Annotated in this window: 17 protein-coding genes; 10 read left to right on the top strand and 7 right to left on the bottom strand. The window is 41.5% G+C overall.

The annotated features are described in order from the left end of the window. Positions 1-111: 111 nt before the first annotated feature. Both pilB and yacG read left to right on the top strand, forming a co-directional pair. Positions 112-1,785, top strand: a complete 1,674-nt coding sequence (pilB, locus tag I6E78_RS16680) for a type IV-A pilus assembly ATPase PilB (RefSeq protein ID WP_197182931.1) — start codon at positions 112-114, stop codon at positions 1,783-1,785. A 155-nt stretch (positions 1,786-1,940) separates the two neighbouring features. Then, entirely contained in the window at positions 1,941-2,171 is a 231-nt protein-coding gene (yacG, locus tag I6E78_RS16685; RefSeq protein WP_011327088.1) for a DNA gyrase inhibitor YacG, read from the top strand. Positions 2,172-2,407: 236 nt separating this feature from the next. On the opposite strand, the gene I6E78_RS16690 is transcribed toward yacG, so the two are convergent. Continuing rightward, positions 2,408-2,893, bottom strand: a complete 486-nt coding sequence (locus I6E78_RS16690) for a Spy/CpxP family protein refolding chaperone (RefSeq protein ID WP_086996570.1) — start codon at positions 2,891-2,893, stop codon at positions 2,408-2,410. A 164-nt stretch (positions 2,894-3,057) separates the two neighbouring features. On the opposite strand from I6E78_RS16690, the gene I6E78_RS16695 reads away from it, so the two are divergent. From I6E78_RS16695 to I6E78_RS16705, 3 genes are read left to right on the top strand one after another with little or no spacing between them, the layout of a single operon-like run. Continuing rightward, a complete protein-coding gene (locus tag I6E78_RS16695) occupies positions 3,058-3,747 on the top strand; it encodes a response regulator transcription factor (protein ID WP_197182932.1) in 690 nt (229 codons plus the stop codon). After that, positions 3,725-5,140 (top strand): ATP-binding protein, encoded by a 1,416-nt coding sequence (locus I6E78_RS16700; RefSeq protein WP_197182933.1) that lies wholly within the window; start codon positions 3,725-3,727, stop codon positions 5,138-5,140. Before I6E78_RS16695 ends, I6E78_RS16700 begins: the two co-directional genes overlap by 23 nt. Positions 5,141-5,143: 3 nt before the next feature. Continuing rightward, complete coding sequence (locus I6E78_RS16705; RefSeq protein WP_197182934.1) at positions 5,144-6,076, top strand: alpha/beta fold hydrolase; 933 nt, start codon at positions 5,144-5,146, stop codon at positions 6,074-6,076. A gap of 360 nt (positions 6,077-6,436) precedes the next feature. Here I6E78_RS16705 and I6E78_RS16710 read toward each other — a convergent pair whose 3' ends face one another. Further along, positions 6,437-7,354, bottom strand: a complete 918-nt coding sequence (locus I6E78_RS16710; protein WP_179807184.1) for a cation diffusion facilitator family transporter — start codon at positions 7,352-7,354, stop codon at positions 6,437-6,439. A gap of 110 nt (positions 7,355-7,464) precedes the next feature. Between I6E78_RS16710 and trmL the strand changes: the two genes are divergently transcribed. After that, positions 7,465-7,929 carry a tRNA (uridine(34)/cytosine(34)/5-carboxymethylaminomethyluridine(34)-2'-O)-methyltransferase TrmL gene (trmL, locus tag I6E78_RS16715; RefSeq protein ID WP_197182935.1) on the top strand — a complete coding sequence of 155 codons (465 nt, stop codon included), beginning with the start codon at positions 7,465-7,467 and terminating at the stop codon, positions 7,927-7,929. A 203-nt stretch (positions 7,930-8,132) separates the two neighbouring features. Here the strand turns inward: trmL and gpsA are convergent, their stop codons facing one another. From gpsA to I6E78_RS16735, 4 genes are read right to left on the bottom strand one after another with little or no spacing between them, the layout of a single operon-like run. Then, positions 8,133-9,140 carry an NAD(P)H-dependent glycerol-3-phosphate dehydrogenase gene (gene gpsA, locus I6E78_RS16720; protein ID WP_197182936.1) on the bottom strand — a complete coding sequence of 336 codons (1,008 nt, stop codon included), beginning with the start codon at positions 9,138-9,140 and terminating at the stop codon, positions 8,133-8,135. A gap of 3 nt (positions 9,141-9,143) precedes the next feature. Continuing rightward, positions 9,144-9,632, bottom strand: coding sequence for a protein-export chaperone SecB (gene secB / locus I6E78_RS16725; RefSeq protein WP_011327080.1), 489 nt, complete (start codon positions 9,630-9,632; stop codon positions 9,144-9,146). A gap of 40 nt (positions 9,633-9,672) precedes the next feature. After that, entirely contained in the window at positions 9,673-9,930 is a 258-nt protein-coding gene (gene grxC / locus I6E78_RS16730) for a glutaredoxin 3 (RefSeq protein WP_086996610.1), read from the bottom strand. Positions 9,931-9,961: 31 nt separating this feature from the next. Beyond that, positions 9,962-10,393 carry a rhodanese-like domain-containing protein gene (locus tag I6E78_RS16735; protein ID WP_058372459.1) on the bottom strand — a complete coding sequence of 144 codons (432 nt, stop codon included), beginning with the start codon at positions 10,391-10,393 and terminating at the stop codon, positions 9,962-9,964. A 628-nt stretch (positions 10,394-11,021) separates the two neighbouring features. Between I6E78_RS16735 and gpmM the strand changes: the two genes are divergently transcribed. The 4 genes from gpmM to I6E78_RS16755 all read left to right on the top strand — a co-directional run bounded on the left by gpmM (position 11,022) and on the right by I6E78_RS16755 (position 15,857). Next, a complete protein-coding gene (gene gpmM / locus I6E78_RS16740) occupies positions 11,022-12,566 on the top strand; it encodes a 2,3-bisphosphoglycerate-independent phosphoglycerate mutase (protein ID WP_089367686.1) in 1,545 nt (514 codons plus the stop codon). Between the two features lie 3 nt (positions 12,567-12,569). Next, the gene (locus I6E78_RS16745; RefSeq protein ID WP_197182937.1) at positions 12,570-13,712 is read left to right on the top strand and encodes a murein hydrolase activator EnvC family protein; all 1,143 of its coding nucleotides are present in this window, start codon (positions 12,570-12,572) and stop codon (positions 13,710-13,712) included. A gap of 68 nt (positions 13,713-13,780) precedes the next feature. Continuing rightward, positions 13,781-15,046 (top strand): S41 family peptidase, encoded by a 1,266-nt coding sequence (locus tag I6E78_RS16750; RefSeq protein ID WP_197182938.1) that lies wholly within the window; start codon positions 13,781-13,783, stop codon positions 15,044-15,046. A 70-nt stretch (positions 15,047-15,116) separates the two neighbouring features. Then, positions 15,117-15,857, top strand: a complete 741-nt coding sequence (locus I6E78_RS16755) for a divergent polysaccharide deacetylase family protein (RefSeq protein ID WP_197182939.1) — start codon at positions 15,117-15,119, stop codon at positions 15,855-15,857. A 199-nt stretch (positions 15,858-16,056) separates the two neighbouring features. On the opposite strand, the gene I6E78_RS16760 is transcribed toward I6E78_RS16755, so the two are convergent. Continuing rightward, positions 16,057-16,815, bottom strand: coding sequence for a class I SAM-dependent methyltransferase (locus I6E78_RS16760; protein WP_197182940.1), 759 nt, complete (start codon positions 16,813-16,815; stop codon positions 16,057-16,059). Positions 16,816-17,014 lie beyond the last annotated feature (199 nt).

The following is a 17,014-nucleotide window of genomic DNA, read 5'->3' on the forward strand; positions in this document are numbered from 1 at the left end:
ATAAAAACAGCTATTTTAATTGCTAAAATTAGCCTAGATTGTGATGGGCAATGTAATCCCTGCTTTTTTCTGATAAATTGCTAACTATTGAAGGATTTATACAGGTGCGCAATGAATATTAACTCACCGTTATTAAGAAAATTTATTACCCTTGGCCGTGTTGATGCCGGTATAGTAAAAACTAAACAGCAAGAGTTTGCCTCTACTGCTGAGCTTATTGCTAAATGTGGAAAAATTGACAGTAAAGATTTAGCGGCGCAATGCATTGATTTATTTAGGGTGCCTTTTTTTGATTTAAAAGACTTTAATACTGCACTTATTTCTCCTGAGTTAGTAAAAGAAAAACTGATCCGTAAACATCATATTTTGCCTTTAGTACAAAAAGGCAGAAAAGTGTATATTGCCGCCTCTGATCCTACCGATTACGGCGCATTTGAAAACTTTGAATTTAGTACCGGCTTGTCTTGCGAAGTGGTAGTGGTTGACTACATTCAACTCGATAAAAAAATAGAACAATTGCTTGATGCCTCTGGCAGCTTAAATTTAAGTGATGACGAGTTTAAAGAGTTTGCCGAACTAGACGCCGATATACAAAAAGACACTCCTAAAGACGATGATAAAGACGATGCACCAATCATTGTTTACATCAATAAAATATTAATGGATGCGATTAAAAAAGGTGCGTCTGATTTACACTTTGAACCCTACGAGCACAAATACCGAATTCGCTTTAGAATTGATGGCATTTTGCACGAAGTAGCCAGCCCACCAAACAGTTTAGCTACTAAGCTTTCCGCGCGTATTAAAGTAATGTCGCGCCTTGATATTGCCGAAAAACGTAAACCACAAGATGGCCGCATAAAGCTAAAAATAACCGAGCGTAAAAGTGTCGATTTCCGGGTAAGCACCATGCCTACCTTATGGGGCGAAAAAATTGTAATGCGTATTCTTGATTCATCTAGCGCCATGCTTGGCATTGATGTATTAGGTTACGAACCCGAGCAAAAAAAGCTGTATATGGATGCGCTTGAGCAACCACAAGGAATGATATTAGTAACTGGGCCTACTGGCTCGGGTAAAACGGTATCGCTTTACACTGGCTTAAATATATTAAACCAGCCAGAGCGTAATATTAGTACTGCCGAAGATCCGGTAGAAATTAACCTCGAAGGGGTTAACCAAGTACAAATTAATATTAAAGCCGATATGACCTTTGCCAACGCACTACGCGCATTTTTACGCCAAGATCCCGATGTAGTAATGGTAGGTGAAATACGTGACCTAGAAACCGCTGAAATATCTATTAAAGCGGCGCAAACAGGTCACTTAGTACTTTCGACTCTGCATACTAACTCAGCGCCCGAAACCATTACCCGCTTATTAAACATGGGCGTACCTGCATATAACGTAGCAAGTTCAATTAGCTTAATTATAGCTCAGCGCCTAGCGCGCCGATTATGCCCTAAATGTAAAACGCCTGAAAATTTACCTAGCGAAGAACTACTGCGCCAAGGTTTTAGCCAGCAGCAAATTAGTGAAATGACTTTGTATGCTCCTAAAGGTTGCGAAAACTGTACCGATGGTTATAAAGGCCGTGTAGGTATTTACGAAGTAATGAAAATTACCCCAGAAATAGCACAAATTATAATGCGCGGTGGTAACTCACTAGAAATAGCTGAAGTGTCGCTTAAAGCCGGATTTAATAACCTGCGTTTATCGGGCATTCGTAAAGCCGCCGACGGCATGACCTCGTTAGCTGAGATTAACCGGGTAACGAGTTTTTAATATCAGGTATCAGGTATCAGGTATCAGGTATCAGGTATCAGGTATCAGAAAAATGATACGACCCTCTAAAAGCCAATACAATACTAAAAGCATTTAAACTGACTTAGAGTTTGGCTATTAGACAGCACTATTTAAAACAAGATTGAGAGATTACTATGCCAACTATTGTTAACTGCCCAACCTGTAAAAGTAAGGTTGAATGGTCAGAGCAAAGCCCACACCGCCCGTTTTGTTCAAAACGTTGTCAGCTTATTGATTTAGGCGAATGGTCGTTTGAAAATAATAGAATTTCAGCCCCTATAACCTCAGCTGAAGATTTTAGCCAAGACATGATTGAAGACATAGAAGCCATGATGGCAAAAAACGAAGATGACTTTTTTAAGTAGTAAGTAGGTTTTGCCTAGAGTTTGTAGGCGAGAGTTTACCTCGCGCAATCGTTTTTAAATTTTAACCAGCGCGGCATAAAGCCCCGCCTACGGGTAATTTAAACACCGTGCTTGGCTTTGTCTCTATCTAAAACCTGACACCTTGTTTTACTTAAACAACATACAAAGCAAAACACCGAGCTCAAATTGAACTCGGTGTTTTATTTTATCTAGCCAAAAACTTATCCAACTAAAAGCTATTTTGAATGTTTTTTCTTACCCATACGCTTTTGCATTTTTGCAAACTTTTCTTGCTGCTCTGCATTTAAAACTTGCCATACTTGGTGTTGAGTTTTTAATTTAATTAAACCCATTTCTTCACCTTTTTCGTGGCGTTGAGCTAGTAGCTCTTTTGCTGCATTTTCGTCAAACGTTGCAGCTGATAACAAGCTTTCCATTTTAGCTTTGTGAGCGGTACGCTGTGCTTTGCGCGCTTCTTTGTCGGTGCCTTTAAGTGCTTGCATTTGCGTTTTTTGTGCTGCAAATATAGCTTCTAATTTAGTTTGCTGCTCTTGTGTTAAATCGAGTTTATCAGCGCCGCGCTCCGATAGTAAAAAGTGCGCTTGTGAGTGGCGACCTTGCTTATGCATATCGCCTTTGGCCATAACACTGGTTGCACCGAAAGTAGCGGTTGCTAAGCCACAAATAAGTACTAGTTTTGAAAGTGTATTTACTTTAGTCATAATCATTACCTTTACTATTGGATTGGTTGTTTTAATCTGTTGAGGTAACTATACCCGCTGCAATGCAAAGTAACGCAAAGCAGTGTAAAGGTTATGTAAAGATTCACTTTTGTACTATTTAGCAGGTAAAATCAGTACATACGGCACAACCCAAGGGTTTGAAAATGAAACTATTAATGATTGATGACGACACAGGTTTGTGTGAGCTATTAAGCGAGTATTTAACCGCGCAAGGATTTAGCGTGCAAAGCGTACACGACGGCGAGCAGGGCTTAAAACTAGCGCAAACGAACGACTACGCACTAATACTACTTGATGTAATGCTGCCAACCCTTGATGGTTTTGAAGTGCTTAAACAACTTAGGCAAACCAAGCTTACGCCGGTAATTATGCTTACCGCCAAAGGCGAAGATTTTGATCGTATTTTTGGCCTTGAACTTGGCGCAGATGATTACATACCTAAGCCTTTTAATCACCGTGAGTTACTTGCTCGAGTTAAAGCAATTACGCGTCGTATTGAACATATTACTAGCATGAATGCCACTAGCAGCAATAAATTAGTCGTTAACGGGGTTACTATTAATTTAGCCGCCCGCGAAGCATTAATTCAACAAACTACCTTAACCCTTACCGGCACCGAATACGAAATACTCGCATTACTTGCCAAACGTGCTGGCGAGGTGGTTAGTAAAGAGCAAATAAGTGAAGACGTACTTGGCAGACGCTTAGCCTCGTTTGATCGCTCTATTGATATGCACGTTAGTAACATTCGAAAAAAAATAGCTGAACACTTACCTAGCGAGCTAATTAAAACTATTAGAGGGGCGGGCTATGTCTTTATTCAAGGCGAGTAAAGCGCCCTACTTTGCGTGGCTAAAGCAACCGCATCACTACTTGTTTTTTAAAGTGTTTATTTGGTTCTGGCTTACTATTATAGGTACCATAGCTGCGCTTATTTTTTTAAGCCATATTGCGCTAATTGATGTACTCAGTAATGAGCCATTAAAAGGGCCGATGAAAAAAAACCTCGCGCATACCGCTAAAAGTATCGAACGCGCAGTTACCAAGCATCAGCGTACCTTGAGCGATATTGTTACTCACCCTCGATTGTCAAAACGTAAGTTATTGTATTTAAGTGCCGCGCAAAGTGATGACTTTATAACCAGTAAAGAAGTGCCGAGCAATATTGATTTAAGCCTGCTTAATTTTAGTAAAAACATGCCGCCGCAGGTGATTTTTACCGAGCATTTTCAGGCCTTTGGCCCTATCAATATAAATGTACCTGAGGGCCACTTTTATTTATACGAAATAGATATAAACCATCAGCCGCCGCTATTCGTGCGCTTAATGTTAATGCCTAAATGGATAAAAATTTCGATTGCGATTATCGCCTCACTTATTTTAAGCTTTTTATTTAGTCGTAACCTAATTGCGCCTATTAACAGCTTAAAAAAAGCGGCTATTAAACTCTCTGCCGGCGATTTAACAGCCCGGGCTGCTATATCCGCTAATCGTAAAGATGAGCTGGGTATATTAGGTCGTGACTTTAACCGTATGGCCGATCAATTAGCGCAATTAATTAGCGCGCAAAAACGCTTATTGGCCGATATATCGCACGAGCTACGCTCGCCACTTACTCGTTTAAAAATGGCGACTGGCCTTGCGCAAATGCAAGCAAGCGAAGCCAGCCAATCGTACTTACTGCGTATAGAAAAAGAAGCCAATCAACTCGATAAAATGATTGCCGATGTATTACAAGTGTCGCGTTTGGAGGCAAATAGCCAAGCGTTATCGCTACACAAGCAGTCACTGCAAGATATTGTTGAGCATGTACTTAACGATGCCACTTTTGAAGCAAAACAGCATAACAAGCAACTGCAGGTAAGTGGCTCGGCGGCGGTAACGCTATATTGCGATGAAGCGCTAATTGCCAGCGCACTGGAAAACTTACTGCGCAACGCGATTAAGTATGCACAGCACACTATTAGCCTTACCCTAAAGCACGGTGATGCCATTTATATTGAAATATGTGATGATGGCCCAGGTGTACCAAACAACCAGCTTAGTAAGTTATGTGAGCCGTTTTTTAGGCAGTCAGATGCGCGTGACCGAGTGAGTGGTGGCACGGGTTTAGGTTTAGCAATTGCTAAAAATGCCATTATTGCTCATGGCGGCAGCTTGGTTTTATCAAATAAACCACAAGGTGGCCTGTGTGCCATGGTTACTTTGCCAATAATAAAAGAGTAGAGAATGTTTTACAGTAGTGAAAACGAGCTTGTTAATAATCAATCCAGTATTAATGATTTTTATAACAACACCCTAGTTAAAGCCTATTTAAATACCCTTGCCGGGCAGTTATTTTACGCCTATGCAAAACCTGAGCATGCGCATACCGCGATTGTTATTAGCTCAGGGCGTATTGAAGGGCTTGATAAATACAAAGAGCTATTGTGGGAGCTGTACACTAATAATTTTGCCGTGTTTATTGTTGATCATCAAGGCCAAGGTCGCTCTTACCGACAGTTAGCCAATAAGCATAAAGGCTATGTAAAATGCTTTACTGATTATCGCCACGACCTGCATTTATTTAATCAACAAATTGTTGATAACCACTGGCAAGGCAAAAAAATACTACTTGGTCACTCAATGGGCGGCGCAATTGCCTTTGACTATTTAGCCCACTTTGAAAATAGTTTTAGTGGATTGTTTTTATCGGCACCCATGTTTGATATTCACACTAAAAACACCCCAAAACCGTTGGCAAAACTAATTGCTAACGCAGCTGTGCTTTTCGGTTTTTCACAAAGTTATGCCCTTGGGCAAAACGATTACAGCCCAGATGAGTTTGCCTTAAATACATTAACTAGCAGCCAAGTGCGTTATAAATTTTTTAGGCAAACCTATCAAGACCCACTGCTGCAGCTTGGTGGCGTAACCTATGGCTGGCTACAAGCCGCATTTACCTTTATTGCATCGGTTGATAAGTTAAGTATTAATATTCCACTGTTTATAGCCAGCGCAGAGCGCGACGAAGTAGTAGATAACACCGCGCAACATAAACTGGCAAACCGACATAACCAAGCAGTAATAAAAAGCTTTGCCGGCGCTAAACACGAACTATTATTTGAACGTGATGAAATACGCCAGCCACTGCTAACAAGTTTGTACCAGTTTTGCGAATAGATGTGGAAGAGCAGGTTTGAGGTATTAGGTTGTAGGTTTCAGATTTCAGGTTTTGGTAGGAATTAGCCAAGCTCGGTGTTTGGGTTAAACCGTAGGCGGGGCTTTATGCCGCGCTTGTTAAGTTTTAAACCTTGCGCGAGGTAAACTCCCGTCTACGGCAAAGGTTTAGATTTGAGGTATTAGACGTCAGGTTTTGGTAGGAGTTAGCCAAGCTCGGTGTTTGGGTTAAACCGTAGGTGGGGCTTTATGCCGCGCTTGTTAAATTTTTAAAACCCTGCGCGAGGTAAACTAACGTCTACGGCAAAGGTATCAGGTTAAATCCGGTGTTTGCTTGGTTTTAACCTGAGATACCAGCTTTGCTTACGCTTCAGTTACTGCGGCTCCCTCAGTGTCACTCAGTTCCACGGAAGACAAAGGGTCTAGGTGAATTAGAATATCAACTTCTGACTCAAATTCTTTAGTGATCATTGCCTCTACTTCATCGGCTACATTGTGCGCGCGAATTAAACTTAGGTGATCATCTAGCTCTAAATGTAATTGAATAAACTTAACTTTCCCACCTTGACGAGTACGCACACCGTGTACACCGCGCACATCGATATGGCTTTTCGATACATCTAAAATACGTTGTTTTTCTTCATCTGGCAGTTCTTTGTCCATTAAGTGATCTGCGCTATCTCGGGCTATATCCCAGCTGTTATAAAGTAGATAACCGGCAACGCCAACTGCAAAAATAGGGTCGGCGTACAACACACCATAATACGAGAGTAAAATAGCCAGTAGCACCGCAGCATTTAAAATCAAATCTCCTTTGTAATGTACTGAGTCGGCCTTTATTGCAATAGATTCGGTATGTTTAACTACTTTATTTTGTACAAATACAATCACTAACGTACAGGCAATGGCAAAAATACTTACCCATACACCTAACAATGAATGAGTGAGCTCTAAAGGATTAAACAAGCGCTCTATACTATGAAACGCTAATAAACAGCCAGAACCTGCAATAAATGCGGCCTGCCCTAACCCGGCAAGCGCTTCGGCTTTGCCGTGACCAAAACGGTGGTCGTCATCGGCGGGGCGCAGCGCATAACCTAATACTAAAAAACTCATAGCTGTGGCGGTAATATCCATGAGTGAATCGGTTAATGAGCCCAGCATTGACGCTGAACCCGAGGCAAGCCATGCCCAGGTTTTAGCTGCAATCATTAAGCTCACCATGACCATAGTGACTAAACTAGAGGTTTTTACCCAAAATTCGTAACTGCGATTATGCACGTATTTATCCGTTAATAAGTGTATTGAATAAAGTGAGTATATCAGTTTTTTACACGCTTTCTGTGTATACTGCAAATCGTTAAATTACTGACTATTTTATAAGGCTCGTTATGCTGGATATTGTTTTATACCAACCTGAAATCCCACCGAATACGGGTAATATTATTCGCTTATGTGCAAATACGGGCTATTCGCTACATTTAATTGAGCCACTTGGCTTTGCATGGGATGACAAACGAATAAAACGTGCCGGCCTTGATTATCATGAATTTAGCCATGTACAGCGCCATGCTTCGTTTGAAGCTTACCTAGAAGCATGCAAGCCTAAAAAAATATACGCTTGCACCACTAAAGGTAGCCGATTTCATCATCAGGCACAATACGAGGCCGGCGACTGTTTAGTATTTGGCCCTGAAACGCGCGGCCTTCCGGATGAGCTAATTCAATCGCTTCCAAACGAGCAACGGGTACGCATTCCGATGCAAGCCAATAGCCGCAGTATGAACTTATCTAACGCGGTTTCGGTGTTTGTGTATGAATCATGGCGCCAGCTTGGGTTTCCGGGCGCGAAGTAAGAAGTAAATAGTTTTAGGCGCAAGGTTTAGGTAAGTGATATAAACCAAGCGCCTAACTTGTAGGTGGGAGTTTACCTCGCGCAGGGTTTAAAGCTTAACCTGCGCGACATTAAGCCCGTCTGTGGTTTAACCCACACACCGAGCTTGGCTAATGTCTACCTAAAATCTGACACCTAAAGTCTAGTTTTATGAAAGCTGCCCTTTTATTCTGAGCGCTGCTCTCGGCCTAATAAAGCCATAGCCGCTTCTTTCATGTCTTTATTTTCGTATAGCACTTTATAGATTTGCTCGGTGATTGGCATTTCTACACCGCTGCGCTGCGCTAATAAGTACACTTCTTTGGTGTTTCTGAAGCCTTCGACCACTTGGCCTATAGACTCTATTGCAGCTTCTACGCTTTCGCCTTTGCCTAACGCTAAACCAAAACGACGATTACGCGATTGATTATCTGTACAGGTTAAAATTAAATCACCAAGGCCTGCCATCCCCATAAAGGTTTCGGGTTTTGCGCCCAAAGCACAGCCTAAGCGTGTTAGTTCAGCAAGGCCGCGAGTAATTAGTGCCGTGCGTGCATTAGCGCCAAAACCTACGCCATCGGAAATGCCTGCACCAATAGCAATAACGTTTTTAACCGCACCACCTAGCTGTATGCCAATAAAATCATCGTTGTTGTACACTCTAAATGAGCGACCGCAATGCAGTAAATCAGCTAACTGTTGTGCAAACTCTGTAGAGGTGGATGAAACCGAAATAGCAGTAGGTGATCCCATGGCCATTTCTTTAGCAAATGTTGGCCCCGAAAGCACCGCTAATGGAATTGCATCGCCAAGCTCTTGTACTGCAACTTCTTGTAATAAGCGTCCGGTATTTGGCTCTAACCCTTTAGTTGCCCACGCAACTTTTGCGCCTTGCTGTAAAACAGGTTTAATTTGCTTTAAGGTGTCGCCAAATGCATGACTAGGCACAACCACTAACACTATTTCATTACTTGCAGCAGCACGTTGTAAGTCGGCTTCAAGAGTTAAAGTGTCGGGAAAAGGAATATCAGGTAAGTAACGTTGATTTTTTCGCTCAGCTGCAAGCGTGGCAACGTCGTCGCTATTGCGCCCCCAAAGTGTCACTTGGTGACCATTTCGGGCTAAGCAAATAGCAAGGGCGGTGCCATAAGACCCCGCCCCTAATACAGTAACAGCTGAAGTTGCTGTACTCATAATTTATGCGTCTACTGATGCCTGCTCAGCTTGCGCTGTGCGTTGTTGCATGTATTGTGCAAATAATGCGTCAAAGTTAACTGGCGCAAGGTTAAGCTGTGGAAAAGTACCACGGTTAACAAGGTTAGAAACTGCTTCACGCGCATATGGAAACAATACGTTAGGGCAAAATGCACCAAGCATATGAGCAAGTTGTGTTTCTTCAACGTCAGCAATAGTAAAAATACCTGCTTGTTGAATTTCACATAAAAAGGCCGTTTCTTCGCCAATAGATGCAGTCACTGTTAGTGCTAAAACCACTTCAAATACACCTTCGTCTAACTTATTAGAGCGAGTGTCTAGGTCTAACTTAACTTCTGGTGTCCATTCTTTTTGAAAAATAGCTGGAGAATTTGGCGTTTCAAACGACACGTCTTTTGTGTAAATACGTTGAATAGTAAATTGTGCGCCAGTTTCTTGTTGTGCTGCTGCGTTTTGCGTTTCTTCGTTCATTGTAATCCTTAACCTGTTCGTTATTATAATTAGTTAAAATTTAAGCGTTTAGCTTTTTATCAAGCTGGCCTTGTGCTTCTATTGCCATCATGTCGTCGCAGCCACCTATATGCTCATCATTAATAAAGATTTGCGGTACCGTGCTTGCGCCGCCTGCTTTGGCGATCATTTCATCACGCAGTTCAGGCTGTACACCAATATCAAAGTTTGTGTATTGCACGCCTTTACTGTCTAAAAGTGCACGAGCACGTTGACAAAAAGGGCAATACGCTTTGGTGTATAAAACAACATTACTCATAATATATCCTCTATCGGACTACTAATATTTATTAGCGACCGGTTGTAGTTGGTAAGCTCGCAGATTGCCACGCGCCCATACCACCAGATAACACACTTACCTGCTCAAAACCCGCTTTATGCATAGCGGTTGCAGTTCCTGAAGCGGTCATGCCTGTAGTACATACCAATATAATGGGTTTGCTCTTATACTTTTCAAGGCTTGAAAAGTCAGATTTTTTCGCATTTTCAGGGCTTAAATGCTGAGCACCGGCAATATGCCCGGTGTTAAACTCTTTTTGCGCACGCATATCAATAACTTGACCGTCTTCACGGTTGATAAGCAGTGTTAACTGCTGCGGGTTTATTTGGCGCACTGCTGAGAGTTTACTTTTGATCCAACCACTAACAATAAGAAACACAATACCCACCCAAGCTGCACTTAAGATTGGGTGATTGGTGATAAATTCAATATATTGATCCATTCGACATCCACTATAAAATTACATCCTAAAACGTGATGTTTTAGCTATTTTTTCGTTCAATACCAATTGCATTAACTCTATAAGCAAGTATAACAAGAGGTAAGCTACTCACAAACAACATAAAATTTAAACAGGAGTACTCACTTCTGTAAAGATTTTAAACACAATATATACCTAATTTACCTTACTCGCATACACAGCGCTTTAATAAAGTTGGTATTATACCAATTGCATTAAATTAATGGGCTATTAAAGCGTCAATATAATGGGTCAATAACAAGTAAAAAATGATGATATATAGTTGTTCTATATGAGTTATTTTTAACGCAGTTAGTGAGCTATTTAATCCGCTAAAATGTGCATGTTTTTAATAAAATTGGTATTAGCTGCGCAAGTATACCCAAATCAGCTAAAAATGCGAGTTAAGGCAAAGCATAATACGCTTTTACGAGGTGCTTTTAGTAAGAACAAAGTAATAGCTTGCTGTTAATTTTTAGCAAGATATTAAAAAGTTTTAATATCTTGTTTTGATTGCTGATCCTAGCTATAAAACACGGTATGCTTAGCATCAGCATGTTAGCGGTAATGTTAGCGTGTTTTATCGCAACGTTAACCTTGAGGAGTGACTATGTCAGAACATAAAAAACCACTGGTATTAATGATTTTAGATGGCTGGGGATACCGCGAAGATGAGCAAAGTAATGCGATTCTTGCTGCAAATACCCCTGTATTAGACGAATTATGGGCCACCCGCCCGCGCACATTAATTTCAGCTTCGGGTTTTGATGTAGGCCTTCCTGATGGTCAAATGGGTAACTCTGAAGTTGGCCACGTTAATTTAGGCGCAGGACGCGTTGTTTATCAAGACTTTACTCGTATAACAAAAGCGATAAACGATGGCGAGTTTGACTCCACTCCTGCACTAGTCGATAACATAGATAAAGCCGTAAGTGCCGATAAAGCCGTGCACATTATGGGGTTATTAAGCCCAGGCGGCGTACACAGTCACGAAGATCACATTGTGGCAAGTATTGAACTTGCTGCAAAACGCGGCGCAAAAGAGGTGTACTTTCATGGCTTTTTAGATGGCCGCGACACACCTCCACGCAGTGCTAAAGCTTCTATTGAGCGCATTGAAGCGGTATTTGCAAAGCTACAATGTGGCCGCTTAGCATCGCTAATTGGCCGTTATTACGCAATGGACAGAGACAACCGCTGGAACCGCGTAGAAAAAGCCTATAACTTACTTACGTTAGCACAAGGCGACTTTAGCTACCCGACTGGCGTGAGCGCACTTGAAGCAGCTTATGAGCGCGACGAAAACGACGAGTTTGTAGCCGCAAGCACCATTACTCCTGCAGGCGCAGAGCCTGTACAAATTAACGATGGCGACACGGTTATATTTGCTAACTTTAGAGCCGATCGCGCCCGTGAAATTACACGTGCATTTGTTGAGCCTAACTTTGACGGTTTTGCCAAACAAAAGTCACCTGCCCTTAGCGCCTTTGTAATGATGACCGAATACGCTGCAGATATAGACGCCCCGGTTGCATTTGGCCCGACGCCACTGGTAAACGTACTTGGCGAATGGTTTGAAAAACACGGTAAAACTCAACTACGTATTTCTGAAACCGAAAAATACGCCCACGTTACGTTTTTCTTTAGTGGTGGCCGCGAAGACGAATTTAACGGTGAAACCCGCGAGCTTATCCCTTCACCACAAGTTGCAACCTACGATTTGCAGCCCGAAATGAACTCAGAAATGCTTACCGACAAACTCGTTGCGGCAATTAAAAGTGGTAAATACGACGCTATTATTTGTAACTACCCTAACGGCGATATGGTGGGTCACTCAGGTGTATTTGCAGCAGCAGTTAAAGCCTGCGAAGCAGTTGATCACTGTATTGGCCGCGTAGTAGCAGCACTTAACGAATATGGCGGTGAAGCGCTTATTACTGCCGACCATGGTAATGCTGAGCAAATGGCCAACCTTAAAACAGGCCAAGCCCATACTGCACATACTAGCGAGCCGGTGCCATTTATTTACGTTGGGCGCGATGCAACACCTTCTGAGGGTAAAGCTCTTAGCGATGTAGCGCCTACTATGCTGCACTTAATGGGCATGGAGCAGCCAACTGAAATGACAGGCAAACCTATCATGACGTTGAAATAATCTATGCATACACGTATTAATAGCGTTACTAAGCTAATTTTAATACTGACTTTTTTAGCGACTGCAACTGCAGTCGCTAATGAAGATCGTACCAAAAAAGATCTCAGCGAAGTACAAACGGCACTAAAGCAAAGCCAATCTGAATACAACGCGCAACGCAAAAAAATTGCCAACCTACAAAAAAATCTACAACAGCACGAACTCGACATAGCTAAAAACGCCAAAGCCTTAAATATGGCTGAGCAGTCGGTTAAAAAAACCGAACAACAGCAACAACTGCAACAACAAAAAGCCGATCAGCTTGAACAACAACATGCACAGTTTCAACACGCATTAGCTGCGCAACTTAAAAGTGCTTATATGGCCGGTGGCGACGATGATTATGCAAAAATGCTGCTCAACCAAGAAGACACGGCTAAATTTGAGCGCACCCTAAGCTATTATAATTATTTAAATAAAGCCCGTATTGAACAACTCGAAGAGCTAAAAGCGCTGCAGTTACAAATAGCGAAAAACCAGGCTGAACTGGCTAAAACAAAGCAAAAACTAGTAAACCTGCATGATGAACAAAAAAGACGCCAAACTGCATTAGTTAACGCCCAAAGTGAACGCCAAGCCAATTTAAAAAATTTACAGGCACAGCTAAATAACACTAAAAGCTCAATTAACTATTTAAAAGAAAACCAACAAACGCTGATCACAACTATTGAAGAGCTAGAGAAAGAAAAAAATAAAAAAGTTGAATTACTCGGCCTCAATAATAGCAAAGGCAAACTTAACTGGCCAAGCCGAGGTAAGTTAGAGCACACTTTTGGACAACGAAAACACGGTGGTATTGACTGGAAAGGCGTATTAATTGGCGCAAAAGAAGGCAGCAATATTAACAGTGTTCATAACGGCCAAGTGGTATTTGCCGATTGGTTAAAAGGCTACGGCTGGGTAATTGTAGTTGACCATGGTGAGGGCTTTATGAGCCTTTACGGCCATGCACAAACCTTATTGAAAGATGTTGGCGACATGGTAAGAGAAGGCGAAACTGTAGCGCTAGTTGGCCAAAGCGGCGGGCAAGCAAGTTCTGGTCTATACTTTGAAATGCGCCATAAAGGGCGTGCAGTAAATCCTGAAAAATGGTGCAAACGCATTTAGCAAATACCAATCTTATTTAAAACATACCATTGGTATAAATTAACCGCTGCGCCGCATTGGAGCAGCCGATGGACAAAAAAAGCACCGTAGCAAAATGGTTTAAAAATACAGGCTTTACGCTTAGCTTAAGCCTGTATTTACTTGCCCTATTTGTTTTTATTAGCTTTTCAGCTAATGTGTTTTCTAGTTCGATTAAAGAATTAAAAAACCAACAAATAACCGAAATCCTATTTAATATTCATACCTACTACGTTGAAGATCTTGCACTCCAAAACACCACACATACTAGCTATAACAACCAACAATTTGCGCATTTATATGCCCAGCTCGATCCCTATTCTAAATACCTTGATGAACACGAATTAAATACTTTATTTGATAACACTAATGGCCGCTATACCGGTTTAGGTATTGAGGTTAAACAAATAAATAACAGTGTAACCATTGTAAATGTAGTGAATAACTCACCTGCTAAAAGTGCTGGGGTTATGGCCGGTGACATTATCATTAGCGTTAATAATCAAACAACACAAAACAGCTCCGTAGAGCATGTTGCTCAACTAATAACAGCAAGCAAACTTAGTAATATTAGTTTAACCATAAAGCGTGATAACCAACCGCAACCACTTAATTTTAATGTGAGTCGCCGTAAAATAAAGCTTGAAAGCGTTACTAGTCAGCGCTTAGATTTAGGCAGCGGTTATTTAGCTATCAATAGTTTTTCTAACCACACTTTACATGAAGTGGCTTTGCAAATAGCAGCCATGCAAAATCACTTTGGGGACCCACTTAAAGGCCTAGTTATTGATTTACGTGACAACCCCGGCGGTACACTTAGAAGCGCTGTTGCGGTATCGGATCTGTTTTTACAAAACGGTACTATTGTTACAACCAAAGGGCGCTATAACGAGGCAAATAAAGCTTTTTATGCCAAACACGGAGACATTTTAAAAGGCGCTCCTATTGTAGTGCTTATTAATGAAAACTCGGCATCAGCAGCCGAAATTTTAGCGGCTGCATTAAAAGATAATAACCGCGCCAAGGTTGTTGGCAGCCAATCTTTTGGTAAAGGCTCAGTGCAATCGCTTATTCCACTTGGTGATGGCAGCACTGCATTAAAACTCACTACAGCTAAGTACTTTACCCCTTTGGGGAAATCAATCGAGGGTGTTGGTATTACGCCCGACGTGGCGATTAATCAAACACCCCTTTCACAAAGTGATAAAGCCGTTATAATCAAAAACCAGCAAGCTAAAGGTAAACAAACTCAACTAGCCAGCAAGGCAGCTGATTTACAATTAGTAAAAGCTAAACAGTTACTTAACCTGCAATAACTTAGCCTTACTGAGGTTAAGTTAATAAGCTCTCAAAATAATAAAAACTATAAATTAAAAAGCGATAAAGATGAAAGTAATTATAGGGCTGATATTGATGCTTGGTTTTGTGTCACTCAATGCTAAAGCCAAGCAAATAGCGATAGTAATAGACGACATAGGCTATCACCAGAGAGATTTAGAACTGTTAACTTTGCCCGGCCAAGTGTCGTATTCAATTTTGCCTCATACGCCTTATGCACAAGCTTTTGCCACTTTAGCCAGTAAAACAAATAAAGAGTTATTACTGCATATTCCCATGCAAGCGCTTAACGGCAAGGAGCTTGGCCCAGGCGCACTTACTTTAAATATGAATAAAGAGCAGATACAGCAAATACTTGGCACTGCTTTGGCCAGTTTACCGCAAGTTAAAGGGGTTAATAATCACATGGGTTCGGCGCTCACCCAGCAAAGCCAAGCTATGCGGTGGATAATGGAAGTGCTTAAAAAGCGACATTTATATTTTTTAGATAGCCGCACCACTGAATTAAGCCAGGCACAAAATGCCGCTAACTTTTTAGGTGTTGAAAATATTGGCCGTCATATTTTTTTAGATAACATAACCACACCAGAACAGTTGCAACTGCGCCTAGATGAGCTAAAACAACATGCTATTGAGCATAAGTTTACCATTGCAATTGCCCACCCCTACCCTGAAACAATCGCATTTTTACGCCACGTTTTACCACAGCTCAGCAAACAAGGTTTTGAATTAGTACCCGTATCTAAGCTGGTAGAGCGTAAATATATACAACTGGCAGAGAAGTACTAAAGAGTAAATTGCAGCGGTTAGTAAAAGCCAGCTCTTTAATAAGCGCGGCATAAAGCCCTGCCTACGCACAACTTAAACACTGACCGTGGCTAATTTCGACCTAGTCCTAATGTAGCTAATCCCAGGATATATCCACATTATGTCAAACTATGGTTTCAGCTAAAAAAAGTACATACTTAACAATGAATTAGAATGAAATTCACTTGTTCATCGCAGCTTTTACATATACGTCGAAGCGGTTTTTTTTCGTTTTAATTTGCATGCTTGGGGTTTTGTCGTTTAAAAACGGGGCATAGTCGGGGCGCTTTACTACCACGCGTTTACTGGCAAGTGGGTAGGCAAATTCGAGTAAATCGTCGGCGTCGGTGTCGGCGCCTACTAAGTCTTGAAATACGCGCATTTCTTTTTTAACTAAGGCTGATTTTTCGCGATGCGGAAACATAGGATCTAAGTAAACTACATCTGGCATGCTTTCGCATTGAGCAAGTAAGGTATGGCTTGAGCCAAATATGAGGCTCATGTTTTGCTGCATCCACGGACCAATTTCAATGTCGTTGTATGCGCGCTGTAGGCCATCGTATAAAAGTGCTGCAACTACGGGGTGGCGTTCGTGCAATATAACTTTACAACCAAGCGACGCTAATACAAAACCATCACGCCCTAGCCCTGCTGTAGCGTCGAGGACTATAGGAGTCGCTCCTTTATTTAAGCCTACTGCTTTAGCAATTGCTTGGCCTTTACCGCCGCCAAACTTTCGTCTGTGCGCTGCAGCGCCCGTAACAAAGTCAACGCTTATTGCGCCTAGTTTAGGCTCATCGGTTTTATATAAGCTCAGGCCTGTATCGTCGTAATGCAGGCTAAAACCACTGCTTTGATCTGCCCAATGGGCTAAGCCAAAACGTGTTTCTAACTCATTTAAATAAGGACGGCATTCTTTAAAGGCACACTTAATAACCACTCTACACTCCGACGATAAAATACTTTTTCAGTATATCAAGCGCCTTAGTTTAAAGCATTAAATTAGCAATGAAAGGAAAACAATAGTCTTGAATTTGAGAGTAATTAAAGTTCAGATACTGTAAAAAATAAAGCGGTCAGTTTCATAATGAAAACTGACCGCTATATATTGGTGAGTAACTCAAAGTATATAGAGTTAA

The sequence above is a fragment of the Pseudoalteromonas sp. NZS127 genome, from assembly GCF_015864805.1.
Taxonomy (GTDB): domain Bacteria; phylum Pseudomonadota; class Gammaproteobacteria; order Enterobacterales; family Alteromonadaceae; genus Pseudoalteromonas; species Pseudoalteromonas nigrifaciens.